This window comes from Pseudomonas sp. TE6283, assembly GCF_054060555.1.
Map to the genome: position 1 here is coordinate 1 of NZ_JBSSDH010000014.1, position 13162 is coordinate 13162.

Sequence of the window (13162 nt, forward strand, 5' to 3'; positions counted from 1 at the left end):
CCACAGCTACAACAACTACCTGTCGCCAATAGCCATGGAGCAGCAGGCGGCTTGATCACCGTAATCGGTGTCCGGAAAAACTTGACCAGAACAAGGCCGCTCCTACAGGGTGTACACAAGCCCTTGTGGGAGCGGCCCGGCGCTTGGGGCGAATCAGACGGTACCGATCTCCCCACCATCATTACGCTGGATCACCACCGTCGAAGCCCGTGGCCGCACCGAGGTGCCGGTCGGCGTGACGTCGGTGGCCTTGTCGGTGGTCGGCCAGTTGTCCGGGTGCTGGATGTTGACGAACATCGTCTTGTTGTCCGGGGTGAAGGTGATGCCCGTCACCTCGCAACCGTTCGGCCCGACGAAGAAGCGGCGCAGCGCCGCCTGGTTGGTGGCGTTGACCGGGATCTGCTTGCCGTTGGCGTCCACCAGGTCGGTGGGGATCACCGCCAGCAGCTGGTCGTTGGTGTAGCTGGTCAGGGTGGCCTCGCCGTTGTCGGTCTCGAACCACAGCACCCCGCGGCTATCGAAGCTCATGCCGTCGGGGCTGGCGAACTGGTTCAGTTCGGTCAGGCCGGAGCGGTTGATGTCCGGGGCGCCGGCGGCATTGGCGCCGAACACGAAGATGTCCCAGGTGAAGGTCTTGTGATCGTCGCTGTCGTGCCAGCGGATGATGTGGCCGTGGCGGTTCGGGCCGCGCGGGTTGGCCGCGTCGACCTTGGCGGCGGTGCGCGCGCTGTTGTTGGTCAGGGTCAGGTAGACGTCGCCGTTGAGCGGGTTGACGGCGGTCCACTCCGGACGGTCCATGGGCGTGGCGCCCACGGCGTCGGCAGCGCCACGGGTGTTGAGGATGATGCCCGGCAAGTCGGTGAACAGCGCGCCGAGGGTGCTGCCGCCGGTGGTCGGGGTGGCGACGTCGAGCAGCAGCCAGGCGCCGGTGCCGTTGGCGTCGAAGCGGGCCACGTAGAGCTTGCCCTTGTCCAGGTACTTGGCGCCGGTGGCCAGACGGTCGGCCGGGTTGGCGTCGGCCGGGTCCCACAGGGCGTCGGAGACGAACTTGTACAGGTACTCGTTGTTGGAGTCGTCGCCGGTGTACCAGACCAGCGGCTTGCCGGCCACCGGCAGGCCCGGGCAGCAGCCTTCGTGACGGAAGCGGCCCAGGGCGGTGCGCTTCACCGCCAGGGTGTTGCTGGTGTACGGGTCGATCTCGACGATGTAGCCGTAGGTGCTGGCTTCGTTGCGGAAGTCGTCGGTGGCGCTGGCGCCGGTGGGGGTGATGTCGAAGCGGGCGAACTCGCCGGCCACTTCGCTGGCGTCACCGGCCGCGGTTTCCCACTTGTACTGGCCGCTGCTGCTGGAGACGCCGATGCGCACCTGGTTGGCCGGGCGGGTGCCCTTGTTGACGAAGATGCCGGGCCAGTTCTCCTCGCAGGTCAGGTAGGTGCCCCACGGGGTGTAGCCGTTGCCGCAGTTGTTGTTGGTGCCGCGGCACTGGGTGCCGGTGGGCGAGAACTTGGTCTTGACGTGGTCGGTGCCGCGCATCGGGCCGGCAATGTCCATCAACGAGACGGTGGTGAAGCGGCGGTTCAGCGGGTCGTTGTCGACCACCTGCCAGCGCCCGGCAACCTTGCTGATGCGCACCACGCCCGCGCCATGGGCGTTGATCTCCTTGCGCACCTCCTCGACCGGGCGCTTGCCGGCGACGGTGGTGGGGCCGGCCGGGTGCAGGGCGGCGGTGTCGATGTACTCGAAGTTGATCGCCAGCAGGCCATCGCTGGAGCTGCCGTTGATGGGGAAGAAGTGCATGCCATCATGGTGCATGCCCATGGCGTTGGCCTGGTCGGTGGAGGTGTTGCTGCCATCGGCCTTCCAGGGGTTGGCGGTGGCGTTCAGCGGTGTGCCCCAGGGCGCCAGCACATAGGCGCTGTAGCCGGCGGCGACCACGCAGGCATCGGTGCGCGAGCCTGGAATGGAATTGAAGCCCAGCTTGAGTTTCGGTTTCTCCGGCTGGGGCGCCGGATCGTCGTTGTCGGAGCCGCCGCCGCCGTCGAAGCAACCGGTCAGGCCGGTGCCGGCGATCATGGCGATGGCGGCGCCGAGGCTGCCGCGCACCACGGCGCGACGGCTCAGGTAGGTGTCCATGACACTGGCCATCGGCAGGTTGCCGCTCAGGTTCCGGTCCAGGTTATCGCCGGTATCTCGACTCATCAGGGTGTCCTTTTTTGGCTGAGTTGAAGGAGACCGCGACTGTAGACGGCAAGTATGTCGATTGATTGGCAGAAATGTTAAAGGGCGTTTAAAACGCACTGCTATTACCAAAGGCCTAATCAAGCCTGTTTTGGAATTAGCAGCGGATTTCTGCCATCAAACTGTCACGCCAACGCCGCAATATCCGGAGCCCAACGTGAACAGGGATGGCGGAGTCGATGGCAAGCAGTGTGGGCAGGCGCGAGGTGATCGGGTGGATGGGCGTCGGTGCGCTGGCGCCGCTGCTCGGCGCCTGTTCCGCGCTGCCGGGGCCGCGTGGCGGCAGCGACCGGGCGCTGGACCTGCTGTATGTGGCCGATACCCTCGATGCCCGCCAGCCAGGCCAAGCCGTGGTACCGGCCACGCGCCTGGGGCCGGTGAGCCACCTGGGCCGCGCGCCGTGGATGAGCGGGCCCAACGCCAGTGCCGGGCAGCCGGAGCTGGCGCCGTTGCTCGACGCGGGCTTCGCCGGTCAGGCCCGTACTGGCGGTTATGCGGTGCTTGCGGCACTGCTCGAACAATTGCGCGCCGAAGCCGGCAGTGAGCAGTGCCTGACCCTGGAGAACGGCCAGTGCTGGAACGGCAGTGGCCTGGCCTACCTCACCCAGGGCGAAAGCGGCGTGCAGGGCAGCCAGCTGCTGGGCAGCGAGGCGCGGGTCAGCAGCGATGAGCGGGTGCTGTGGCCGCAGCGCAGCGCCGGGCTCTATCGCCAGTCTTCTTCTATCACCCTCGGCGCCGGACTGGCTGACACCCAGGCCAAGGCGCTGGGCGTTGAAGGCGTCAAGGTGTTCCAGCGTGCTGGCGTGCGCATTGCGGTTGTGGGGGTTACCGACCCTTACGCCCAGGACCAGAAAGCCTCCCTGAAACAGTGGTACCAGTCGCTGCAACCGAGCTTCCAGCAGGCCCGGCGCGAGGCCGATCTGGTGGTGGCGCTGGCGGATGTCGGTACCGGCCCCGGTCTGTGGCTGGCCGAGCGGGTGCCGGAAGTGGATGTGCTGCTGTGCGCCCGTGGCCAGGACCTGTGGCCCGCGCCGGTACTGGCGAGCCAGGCCAGTGGCCGGCGGGTTCCGGTGCTGTTCGCCGGTTGCCGGGCCAGTGGCGCGTTTCGCCTGCGTTGCCGCCAGGCCGGTGGCCAGTGGCAGTTCGAGGCGCGGTTCTTCCCGGCCTTCGAGCACAGCCTCGGACCGCAAGCCCAGGCCCGCGCCAGCCAGCTGCGCGGCGAACTGCAACGCCAGCGCAGCGGCCACGCCGCCTGGCTCGACCAGCCCCTGGCCCGCGCCCCCGAAGCGCTGTGGCGTCGCGATACCCGTGGCGGCAGTTGGGACCGCTTGCTGCACCAGGCCCTGGCCGACGATTCGAGCATGCCGGTGCTGCTGCCCGGCCTGCGTTACGACTTCCCGCTGCGGGCGGGCGAGCCGATCACCCGTGAACACCTGATCAGTCTCACCGGTGGCTACCCCGCGCCAGTGGTCGAAGCCCCTGCGCGGCAGGTCGAACAGGTGCTGGAGAACGCTGCCGAGCAACTGTTCGGCGACCCGCTGCTGCTGGACAACAGCCAGGACCTGCCGCGCTGGCAGAGCCAGAACTGGCAGGTGAGCTACAGCCCCAACGGCAAGCGCATCATCGGCCTGCAGCCGGTGGAGGGCCTGTGTCGCACCTTCGGCCTGCACTTCGACGCCCAGGCCGGCGTACCGCTGTGGCAGACCCTGGAAGCCTGGTTGACCCGGCAGACGCCGGGCTGGGCGCTGGCAGCGCTGCAATTGCCGGCGGTGCGCTACGTCCAGGGCCATCCGGGCTGGCACCCGCACCAGGTGGCGGCGTGACTTCGCGCCTGGTCACCTTCGCCTTGCTGACCCTGGCCGGCTGGCTGGCGGCGCAATGCGTGTTGCTGCTCAGCCGTCAGCCGCTGCCGGCCACTGCGCCCGTTCAGGCGGACGTCGCACTGCCGGGCCTGCTGGTGGAGCACTGGCAGGCTCCCGTCGATGACGGAAGTATCCCCATCACCCGCCTGCCCCTGGCCTACCTGGGCGGGCTCAAGGCCCAGCCGCTGTCGGCCAGCGTGGTGGTGCTGCGCCATGGCCAGCAGGTGCGCACCCTTGGCCGTGGCCAGCGCCTGGCGCCGGGCATCGTGCTGCAGGACATCGACGCCGATGGCCTGATCTTCGACAACAACGGGCGGCGCGAGCGCCTGCCCTGGCCGCCACGCCCCGCCGTGACCGGCTTCAAGCGCCAAGGATGAATGATGATCGCAAGGTACTGTCTGGCCGGGCTGCTGATGCTCGGCATGTCCCTGGCCCGGGCCGAAGAGCCGGAAGTGTTCGCCGACGACGGCACGCCGTTGTACGAGGTCAATTTCGTCGACACCGAGCTGGGTGAGTTCATCGACAGCGTGTCGCGCATCACCGGCACCACGTTCATCGTCGACCCGCGAGTGCAGGGCAAGGTCACCGTGCGCACGGTCGATCGGCATGACGCCGACGCCATCTACGATATCTTCCTGGCCCAGCTACGGGCCCAGGGCTTCGCCGCCGTGGACCTGCCCAACGGCAGCGTGAAGATCGTTCCCGACCAGGCCGCGCGCCTGGAGCCGGTGCCGGTGGAAAGCGCCAACAAGAAGTCCGAGGGCAGCGATGGCGTGGCCACCCGCGTGTTCAACGTGCGCAACGCCGCCAGCGAGCAGATGCTCGGCATCCTCAAGCCACTGATCGACCCGCGGGTCGGCGTGATCACCCCATACCCGGCCGCCAACCTGCTGGTGGTCACCGACTGGCGCAGCAACCTGGAGCGTATCGACAGCCTGCTGCGCCAGCTCGACCAGGTCAGCGACGAGCCGTTGCAGGTGATCCCGCTCAAGCATGCCAGCGCCGCTGATACCGCAGGCCTGGTGACCCGCCTGCTGGCTCGCGAGCAAGGCAGCGATGCGGCCCAGGTGGTCGCCGACCCGCGCAGCAATGCCTTGCTGGTGCGCGGCAGCGCCGACAGCCGCGAGCGTGTGCGGGCCTTGCTGGCCCAGCTCGACCGGCCCGCCGACAACCTGCGCAGCAGCAATACCCAGGTCATGTACCTGCGCCACGCCAACGCCGCCGAGGTGGTCAAGGTACTGCGCGGCCTGAGCCAGGCCGGCGCGGTGCCGGCCGCCGAAGGCGAGGGCAAGGACGCAGCGCCGGTGCCGGCGGCCAGCGAGTCGGGGATCCGTCTGGAATACGAGGAGGGCACCAACGCCGTGGTGATGGTCGGCCCGGACAGCGAGCTGGCCGCCTTCCGCAGCATCGTCGAGCAGTTGGACATCCGCCGGGCGCAGGTGGTGGTCGAGGCGATCATCGCCGAGGTGTCCGACAGCAGCGCCCAGGAGCTGGGCGTGCAGTGGCTGTTCGCCGACGAGAAGTTCGGCGCCGGCATCGTCAACTTCGGCGGCAATGGGGTGAACATCGCCAGCATCGCCGGGGCCGCCAGCAGCGGCGACAACGAAAAGCTCGGCAAGCTGCTGTCGGCCACCACCGGTGCCACCGCCGGCATCGGCCATATCGGCGGCGGTTTCAACTTCGCCATGCTGATCAATGCGCTCAAGGGCAAGAGCGGCTTCAACCTGCTGTCCACGCCGACCCTGCTGACCCTGGACAACGCCGAAGCGTCGATCCTGGTCGGCCAGGAGGTGCCGTTCGTCACCGGCTCCGTCACCCAGAACAACGCCAACCCCTACCAGACCATCGAGCGCAAGGAAGTGGGGGTGAAGCTGCGCATCAAGCCGCAGGTCAATATCGACAACAGCGTGCGCCTGGACATCGTCCAGGAGGTGTCGTCGATCGCCGATTCCAGCGCCGCCAGCGACGTGATCACCAACAAGCGCGAGATCAAGACCAAGGTGATGGTCGAGGACAACGGCCTGGTGATCCTCGGCGGGCTGATCAGCGACGAGCTTGCCACCAGCAACCAGCGCGTGCCGCTGCTCGGCGACATTCCCTACCTGGGCCGGCTGTTTCGCTCCGACGCCAGCAAGAACACCAAGCAGAACCTGATGGTGTTCATCCGCCCGCGCATCCTGCGTGACGGCGAGAGCCTGGCCGGCCTGAGCCAGCAGAAGTACCAGAGCCTGCAACAGGACACGCCGCTCAAGCTGCCGTCGCTGGCCGAGGGCCTGCCGTTGCTGCAGGTGTTCCCCTCCAGCCGGGCGCGCCTTGAAGGCGGTGACTGGTGATGCTGCCCTATCGCCTGGCGCGCCAGAGCGGCGTGGCCATGGCACCGACCGAAGGCGGCTGGCAGTTGTGGTTGCGCAGCGATGCCGACAGCGACCAGTTGCAGGAGCTGTTGCGCGTGCACGGCCAGCCGGCCAGCCTGGAGCGCCTTGACGGCGCGCAGTTCGACGAGCGCCTCGGCCAGCTCTACCAGGCCGGCGAGGCGGCGAACGAGGCCTTGATCGAAGGCATCGGCGAGCAGGTCGACCTGGACAGCCTGATGAGCGAGATGCCGCGCATCGAGGACTTGCTGGAAAGCGACGACGAAGCCCCGGTGATCCGCCTGATCAACGGCCTGTTCGGCCAGGCCTTGCGCCTGCGCGCCTCGGATATCCATATCGAGACCTTCGAGCAGAGCCTGGTGGTGCGCCTGCGCGTCGACGGCCACCTGCGCGAGGTGCTGCGCCCGCCGCGTGCGCTGTCGGCGATGCTGGTGTCGCGGATCAAGGTCATGGCCCGGCTCGACATTGCCGAGAAGCGCCAGCCCCAGGACGGCCGCATCACCCTGCGCGCTGCCGGGCGCGAGGTGGATGTGCGGGTCTCGACCCTGCCCGGCATTCATGGCGAGCGGGTGGTGATGCGCGTGCTCGACAAGCAGGCCAGCCTGCTGGCGCTGGACAACCTGGGCATGCCCGCCGCCGTGCTGCGCGGCCTGCGCGGCTGCCTGGCGCGGCCCAACGGCATCGTGCTGTCCACCGGCCCCACCGGTTCGGGCAAGACCACCACGCTGTACGCCAGCCTCAACAGTCTGAACGACGGCAGCCGCAACATTCTCACCGTCGAGGATCCGGTCGAGTACGCCATCGCCGGCATCGGCCAGACCGCCATCAACCCCCGTGCCGGCCTGACCTTCGCCAGCGGCCTGCGCGCGATCCTGCGCCAGGACCCGGACGTGATCATGCTCGGCGAGATCCGCGACCAGGAAACCGCGCAGATCGCCGTGCAGGCCAGCCTCACCGGGCACCTGGTGTTGTCGACCCTGCACACCAACAGCGCCGTCGGCGCGGTGACCCGCTTGCGCGACATGGGCATCGAGCCTTTTCTGATCGCCTCGTGCCTGCGCGGCGTGCTGGCCCAGCGCTTGGTGCGGCGGCTGTGCAGCTGCGCGGTGGCCCATCCCCTGCAAAGCGCCGAGCGCGAGCTGTGGCCGGAACTGGGCAGCCTGCGCGAAAGCTTTCACCCGGTCGGCTGCGAGCATTGCCAGGGCAGTGGCTATGTCGGTCGGCTGGGGCTGTACGAATTCATCGAGCTGGATGCCGGGCTGGTCGCCTTGCTCTACGACGGCCAGAGCGAACTGGCCATGCAGGCCTACCTGGATGGCCGTCGGCAGAGCCTGGTGGCTGAGGCCCGCGACTGCCTGGCCCGTGGCGAGACCAGCCTGGCCGAAGTGCTGCGCGTGGTGCAGGGCTGAGCATGCCGACCTATCGCTATCAGGCCGTGGACATGAGCGGCAAGGCGCACAAGGCCAGCGTGCAGGCCGACAGCGAGCGGCATGCGCGCCAGTTGTTGCGCGAGCAGGGCCTGTTCGCCCGGCAGTTGCAGCGCCACGACAGCACGCAGTCCCGTCGCCAGCGCCTGACCCGCGCCCAGCTGTGCGAGCTGACCCGCCAACTGGCGACCCTGATTGGTGCCGGCATCCCACTGGTCGATGCCCTTGCGACGCTGGAGCGGCAACTGCGCCAACCAGCCCTGCATGCGGTGTTGGTGACCCTGCGTGGCTCACTCGCTGAAGGCCTTGGGCTGGCCCGTAGCCTGGCACGCCAAGGCGCGCCGTTCACCGGGCTGTACTGCGCGCTGGTCGAGGCCGGCGAGCGCTCCGGGCGCCTGGGGCAGGTGCTGGCGCGCCTGGCCGATCACCTTGAGCAGGTGCAGCGCCAGCGCCACAAGGCACGTACCGCGCTGATCTACCCGGCGGTGCTGATGGGCGTGTCGCTGGCGGTGGTGATTGGCTTGATGACCTTCGTGGTGCCCAAGCTCACCGAGCAGTTCGCCCATTCCGGGCAGAGCCTGCCACTGATTACTTCGCTGCTGATCGGCATCAGCCAGGGGCTGGTACATGCCGGGCCGTACTTGCTGGCGCTGGCGATCGGGCTGGCAGTGGCCGGTGGCTGGCTGCTGCGCAAGCCGCACTGGCGCCTGCGCCGCGACGACCTGCTGCTGCGCCTGCCGCGTGTCGGGGCGCTGCTGCAGGTGCTGGAGAGCGCGCGCCTGGCGCGCAGCCTGGCGATTCTCTGCGGCAGTGGCGTGGCCCTGCTCGAAGCCCTGCAGGTGGCCACCGAGACGGTCGGCAACCTGCGTATCCATGCCGCCATGGCGCAGGTGCGCCAGCAGGTGCAGGGCGGCACCAGCCTGCACAGGGCGCTGGACGGCGCCGGCCAGTTCCCGCCGCTGCTGGTGAACATGGTCGGCAGCGGCGAGGCCAGCGGCACCCTGGCCGACATGCTCGAGCGCGTGGCCGATGACCAGGAGCGTGGTTTCGCCCGCCAGGTAGACACCGCCATGGCGCTGTTCGAACCGCTGATGATCCTGGTGATGGGCGCGGTGGTGCTGTTCATCGTGCTGGCGGTGCTGCTGCCGATCATGCAGCTCAACCAGGGATTGCAACTGTGACAAGGAGACTTCTCATGCAACAACGACGCAACCGCCAGGGTGGCTTCACGCTGATGGAGATCATGGTGGTGATCTTCATCATCGGCCTGTTGATCGCCGTGGTCGCGCCCAGCGTGCTGGGCAACCAGGACAAGGCCATGAAGCAGAAGGTCATGGCCGACCTTGCGACCCTGGAACAGGCGCTGGACATGTATCGCCTGGACAACCTGCGCTTTCCCAGCAACGAGCAGGGCCTGGCGGCGCTGGCGAAGAAGCCGACCCAGGAGCCACTGCCGCGCAGCTGGCGCAGCGATGGTTATATCCGTCGACTGCCGGAGGATCCGTGGGGCACGCCGTACCAGTACCGCATGCCCGGCGAGCATGGCCGGGTCGATGTCTATTCGCTGGGCGCCGATGGCCAGCCTGGTGGTGAAGGCCTTGATGCCGACCTGGGCAACTGGGCGCTTTGAGGTGACTGGAATGGGTGTCCGGCTTGGTATTGTCGGGGCCGCTTCGCGCCCCTTTCGCGACACAAGGCCGCTCCTACAGGTGACCGCGTTTCCTTGTGGGAGCGGCCTTGTGTCGCGAAAGGGCTGCAAAGCAGCCCCAGGTTTCCTGTGCCATCAACGCGGCTTCAGCCTGCTCGAACTGCTGGTGGTACTGGCCATCGCCGCGCTGATGACCAGCCTGGCGGTGGCCTGGCTCGACAGCGGCAGGAGCCGCGTCGACCAGACCCTCGACCGCCTGGCCGCCGCCACCGTGGCCCAGGCCGACCTGGCGCGCCATGCCGGGCAACTGCGGGGGATACGCTGGAACGGACAGCAGCCGGAGTTCGTGCGCCGTCAAGGTGATCAATGGCAGGTGGAAGCCGTGGCCTTGGGCGATTGGCCCAAGGGCCTGCGCCCGGACTGGCCAGCCAGCCAGACGCCCGCGCTGCTGTTCACCCCCGATGGCTGGGCTCGCCCGGGCACTGTGCGCTGGCGTTGGGCCGAGGGCGGCCGGCGTTGGGACTGGGACCGCAGCGGCCAGTTGCGCGTGAGCGTGATGCCATGAAACGTGGGCAACGGGGCTTCACCTTGCTCGAAGTGAGCGTGGCCCTGGGCATCGCCGCGGTCCTGGCGGTGATCACCAGCCAGGTCCTGCGCCAGCGCCTGGCCGTGCAGGACACCGTGCAGCAGCATCGCCTGGGCCTGCTGTGCGCCCGCGAGTTGCAGGCGCGTTTCGCGGTCGAGCAGTACTGGCCGGCGGCCAACCAGGACAGCGGTGTGCTGGTCGAGGGCGGGCAGGCCTGCCATTGGCAGCTGCAGTTGCGTCGTACCGGGGTGCGCGACCTGCGTCGTGGCGAACTGTTGCTGCATGCCGACCGCGACCAGCGCCTGCCGCTGGGGCAGTACACCGTGTTCCTGGAGCGGCCATGAAGCGGCGCCAGGCGGGCATGACCCTGATCGAACTGCTGGTGGCCCTGGCCCTCACCGCCTTGCTCGGGGTGTTGCTGTCGGCGCTGGTCAACGGTTGGCTGAAGGTGCGCGAGCGGCTTGACGAACAGGTGCGCGAAACCGGCGTGCTGGATTTCTGCCTGGCCCTGGAGCGGCGTTTCGACAGCCCGGTGCTGCGCCGCCTGTATGAACAGCGCCTGCCGCTGGCGCCGCGCTGGCTCGACTGGCAACCCGACCGCCAGCAACTGCTGTGGGTGGCCGCCGCTGCCTGGCCTCAGGCCGAGGGCGGCTCGCGCCTGCAACGCCAGCGTTTGCGTTTCGAGCCCCGCGAACAACGCCTGCTGCTGGAGACCTCGGCCGACCTCTACGCCGCCGCAGCCCCGCAATGGGTGATGCGCGAGCGGCTGGAGCGGGTCAGCGCGATGAACATCCTCTACCACCAGTCCGGCCGCTGGCTGGCCTGGCCTTCCGAACAACCGACGCACCCCGGGCGTGGTGTGCGCGTGGAGCTAGTGCGTGATGGAGCACCGTTTACCTGCACCTTCGTTCTGCCCTGGGGGCGCTCATGAAGCTTGAATGGCGCCGCCGGGCGCCGGCACAACCCTGGCTGCTGTTGCGCCCGGGCGAGGTCTGGGAGTGGCTGCTGGTGATCCAGGGCCGTCCCGTGCGCGAGGGACTGGGGGAGCCACCGCCAGGGCTGGAGGCGCGCGTCGCCCTGATCGTCCCTGGTGAGCACTGCAGCCACTTCCAACTGGCCGCGCCGCCCGGGCTCAAGCGCGAAGAGTGGCCGTTGCTGGTCGAGGACCGCTTGCTGCAAGGCGTCGATGAGGTGCTGTGTGCCTGTATCGGGCGTCACGCGGGGCAGGTGCAATTGCTGGTGGTGGCGCGGGCGAGGCTGGATGAATGGCGTGCGCAGTGCGCCGCCTGGGCGCTGCCGGTGGAGCGTTGCTGGGCTGAGTTCCAGCTGCTGCCCGACAGCGTGGGCGCGTCGGGTTGGCATTGGCGGCGAGGGACGGTGAGCCTGTACAAGGCCCAGGCACGTTGGTTGGCCTGGCCACAGGTGCTCGGTTTGCCGCCTACGTTGGACTGGCTGGCCGATGACGCTGAATGCATCGAGGGCCCATGGCCAGAGGTGCTGGCGCCGCTCGATGGCCTGTCGGGGGTGTTCGAGGCGCGACAGGCCCGCTCACGCCCGCGCTTGCAGGGCGGGCAATCGCGCCTGGCCGTCGCCTGCCTGGCGCTAGCCCTGGCGTGGGGCGGACTCTGGTGCGCGCAACAGTGGCGACAGGCCCAGGTCTATCGCGCCCAGGTGCTGGCGCTGACCGGCCCCCAGGCGACACCACGCCAGGCGGCGCTGGCGCTCAAGCGTCTGCGGGACGACGCCGGTGAAAGCCAGGTGCGCCTGCGTCTGCTCGACGCGGTGCAGGCGCAGGTCCATGCCTGGTTGAGCGATCACCCTGGTTGGCAGGTGCGGGCGGTGCGGTACGACGGCCAGCGCTGGCACCTGGAGCTGGAAGGCGAGGGCGACGTCGCGCCCTGGCACGACATGGCCACGGCGATCGGCGTGCAGGTCCAGGTGGAAGACGAGGCGCGTCGCGTGGTGTTCGACTTGGGGAGCGCAGCATGAACCGCGAATGGTTGCAGCAGCATCGGCTGTCGCTGGCCTGGGGCCTCGTCGCGCTTTTGGTTGCGCTGCTGGCGCTGCGCGAGGGCATCGCCTATTGGCGCGAGCAGGCGCAGTGGCGGTCGCTGGCCGAATCGCTGACGACGCAAGCGCAGCAACCCGCATTGACCCTGGAAGGGCTGCACCAGTCGGCCCAGGCGCGACACATCGAGTTGGCCGAGGTGCAGCCCGAGGACGAAGGCTGGCTGGCGCGTGGCAAGGTGGCCGATGCCCAGGCGCTGCAGGGCTGGTTACAGGTCCTGCGCGATGATGGCGCGCAGCCTTTGCAGTGGGGATTGGAGCGGGATACCGAGGGGCTGCGCTTTACCGTGCGGTTGCGGCCATGACGCGGCGGGCAGGTCTGTGGGTGGCCCTGGTGTTCAGCCTGACACTGTTGGGCGAGCTGCCGGCGCGCTGGCTGGTCGCGGGGTTCGGGCTACCGGCCGAGGGCGTGACCGGAAGCCTGTGGCAAGGGCAGGCCGTCCGGCTGGGGGCGGCAGGACCAGTGCAATGGACGTGGCGAGCATGGCAGCGCGACCTGCAGGTACGGTTGGGCTTTCAAGGCCAGGGTTGGCAAGGGCGCCTGAGCGGCTGGCCGTGGCGTTGGCAGGCCGGGTTGCAGGCAGTGGGCGCGCAGCCCAGCGCAGCCCAGGGATACCGCCTGACCGGGCAGTGGCAAGGAGGCATCAGCCTGCAAGGCTCGGGGCAGCGTTGCCTGGCCGCCGAAGGGCGGATCACGGTGGCCGACCTGGCGTTGAGCGCACCGTGGTCCCTGGGATTGGGGCAGGGGACGTTGGAAATGGATTGCCACCAGGGTTGGCGGCTGGTCGCGGGGCTGGTTCGCCAAGGCCAACACCAGCTCGGCCTGGAGGCCGACCTGGTGGCCCGGCAGGCGCAGCTCGACTTCGCAATGTCAGTCGATGCCGGCCTGACACCGGTGCTGCGTGGCCTGCAATGGCTGGGTCCGGAAGACACCGTTGGGCAGCGTCGGTTGAACTGGTAGC

General features: G+C 68.7%; 13 protein-coding genes. 12 read left to right on the forward strand and 1 reads right to left on the reverse strand.

All coding sequences use genetic code 11. The features are described from left to right. Nucleotides 1–153 precede the first annotated feature (153 nt). Nucleotides 154–2199 carry a PhoX family protein gene (locus ACVWZ5_RS17975; protein ID WP_062360474.1) on the reverse strand — a complete coding sequence of 682 codons (2046 nt, stop codon included), beginning with the start codon at nt 2197–2199 and terminating at the stop codon, nt 154–156. Between the two features lie 218 nt (nt 2200–2417). On the opposite strand from ACVWZ5_RS17975, the gene ACVWZ5_RS17980 reads away from it, so the two are divergent. From ACVWZ5_RS17980 to ACVWZ5_RS18035, 12 genes are all read left to right on the forward strand, one after another. Then, a complete protein-coding gene (locus ACVWZ5_RS17980; protein ID WP_084943554.1) occupies nt 2418–4061 on the forward strand; it encodes a bifunctional UDP-sugar hydrolase/5'-nucleotidase in 1644 nt (547 codons plus the stop codon). Further along, nucleotides 4058–4477 carry a pilus assembly protein PilZ gene (locus ACVWZ5_RS17985; protein WP_084943509.1) on the forward strand — a complete coding sequence of 140 codons (420 nt, stop codon included), beginning with the start codon at nt 4058–4060 and terminating at the stop codon, nt 4475–4477. Before ACVWZ5_RS17980 ends, ACVWZ5_RS17985 begins: the two co-directional genes overlap by 4 nt. Nucleotides 4478–4480: 3 nt before the next feature. Beyond that, nucleotides 4481–6433 (forward strand): type II secretion system secretin GspD, encoded by a 1953-nt coding sequence (gene gspD, locus ACVWZ5_RS17990; RefSeq protein ID WP_457340771.1) that lies wholly within the window; start codon nt 4481–4483, stop codon nt 6431–6433. Beyond that, nucleotides 6433–7881 (forward strand): GspE/PulE family protein, encoded by a 1449-nt coding sequence (locus ACVWZ5_RS17995; RefSeq protein ID WP_062574992.1) that lies wholly within the window; start codon nt 6433–6435, stop codon nt 7879–7881. The genes gspD and ACVWZ5_RS17995 overlap by 1 nt, the downstream gene beginning before the upstream one ends. A gap of 2 nt (nt 7882–7883) precedes the next feature. Further along, entirely contained in the window at nt 7884–9080 is a 1197-nt protein-coding gene (gspF, locus tag ACVWZ5_RS18000) for a type II secretion system inner membrane protein GspF (protein WP_084943511.1), read from the forward strand. Nucleotides 9081–9094: 14 nt separating this feature from the next. Then, on the forward strand, nt 9095–9529 hold the full coding sequence (gene gspG, locus ACVWZ5_RS18005; protein ID WP_062574990.1) for a type II secretion system major pseudopilin GspG: 435 nt from the start codon (nt 9095–9097) through the stop codon (nt 9527–9529). Between the two features lie 145 nt (nt 9530–9674). Next, complete coding sequence (gene gspH / locus ACVWZ5_RS18010; protein WP_084943557.1) at nt 9675–10112, forward strand: type II secretion system minor pseudopilin GspH; 438 nt, start codon at nt 9675–9677, stop codon at nt 10110–10112. Next, entirely contained in the window at nt 10109–10477 is a 369-nt protein-coding gene (locus ACVWZ5_RS18015; protein WP_028691606.1) for a type II secretion system protein, read from the forward strand. The genes gspH and ACVWZ5_RS18015 overlap by 4 nt, the downstream gene beginning before the upstream one ends. Beyond that, nucleotides 10474–11064, forward strand: a complete 591-nt coding sequence (locus ACVWZ5_RS18020) for a prepilin-type N-terminal cleavage/methylation domain-containing protein (RefSeq protein WP_084943514.1) — start codon at nt 10474–10476, stop codon at nt 11062–11064. Before ACVWZ5_RS18015 ends, ACVWZ5_RS18020 begins: the two co-directional genes overlap by 4 nt. Further along, on the forward strand, nt 11061–12122 hold the full coding sequence (locus tag ACVWZ5_RS18025) for a GspL/Epsl periplasmic domain-containing protein (RefSeq protein ID WP_084943517.1): 1062 nt from the start codon (nt 11061–11063) through the stop codon (nt 12120–12122). The genes ACVWZ5_RS18020 and ACVWZ5_RS18025 overlap by 4 nt, the downstream gene beginning before the upstream one ends. Continuing rightward, the gene (gspM, locus tag ACVWZ5_RS18030; protein WP_457340772.1) at nt 12119–12505 is read left to right on the forward strand and encodes a type II secretion system protein GspM; all 387 of its coding nucleotides are present in this window, start codon (nt 12119–12121) and stop codon (nt 12503–12505) included. The genes ACVWZ5_RS18025 and gspM overlap by 4 nt, the downstream gene beginning before the upstream one ends. Further along, nucleotides 12502–13161, forward strand: coding sequence for a hypothetical protein (locus ACVWZ5_RS18035; protein WP_062574985.1), 660 nt, complete (start codon nt 12502–12504; stop codon nt 13159–13161). Before gspM ends, ACVWZ5_RS18035 begins: the two co-directional genes overlap by 4 nt. Nucleotide 13162: the final 1 nt, after the last annotated feature.

Coding starts and splice junctions, on each gene's coding strand:
- ACVWZ5_RS17975 (WP_062360474.1), bottom strand. CDS start 2,199: ATGAGTCGAGATACCGGCGATAACCTGGACCGGAACCTGAGCGGCAAC.
- ACVWZ5_RS17980 (WP_084943554.1), top strand. CDS start 2,418: ATGGCAAGCAGTGTGGGCAGGCGCGAGGTGATCGGGTGGATGGGCGTC.
- gspD (WP_457340771.1), top strand. CDS start 4,481: ATGATCGCAAGGTACTGTCTGGCCGGGCTGCTGATGCTCGGCATGTCC.
- ACVWZ5_RS17995 (WP_062574992.1), top strand. CDS start 6,433: ATGCTGCCCTATCGCCTGGCGCGCCAGAGCGGCGTGGCCATGGCACCG.
- gspF (WP_084943511.1), top strand. CDS start 7,884: ATGCCGACCTATCGCTATCAGGCCGTGGACATGAGCGGCAAGGCGCAC.
- gspG (WP_062574990.1), top strand. CDS start 9,095: ATGCAACAACGACGCAACCGCCAGGGTGGCTTCACGCTGATGGAGATC.
- ACVWZ5_RS18015 (WP_028691606.1), top strand. CDS start 10,109: ATGAAACGTGGGCAACGGGGCTTCACCTTGCTCGAAGTGAGCGTGGCC.
- ACVWZ5_RS18020 (WP_084943514.1), top strand. CDS start 10,474: ATGAAGCGGCGCCAGGCGGGCATGACCCTGATCGAACTGCTGGTGGCC.
- ACVWZ5_RS18025 (WP_084943517.1), top strand. CDS start 11,061: ATGAAGCTTGAATGGCGCCGCCGGGCGCCGGCACAACCCTGGCTGCTG.
- gspM (WP_457340772.1), top strand. CDS start 12,119: ATGAACCGCGAATGGTTGCAGCAGCATCGGCTGTCGCTGGCCTGGGGC.
- ACVWZ5_RS18035 (WP_062574985.1), top strand. CDS start 12,502: ATGACGCGGCGGGCAGGTCTGTGGGTGGCCCTGGTGTTCAGCCTGACA.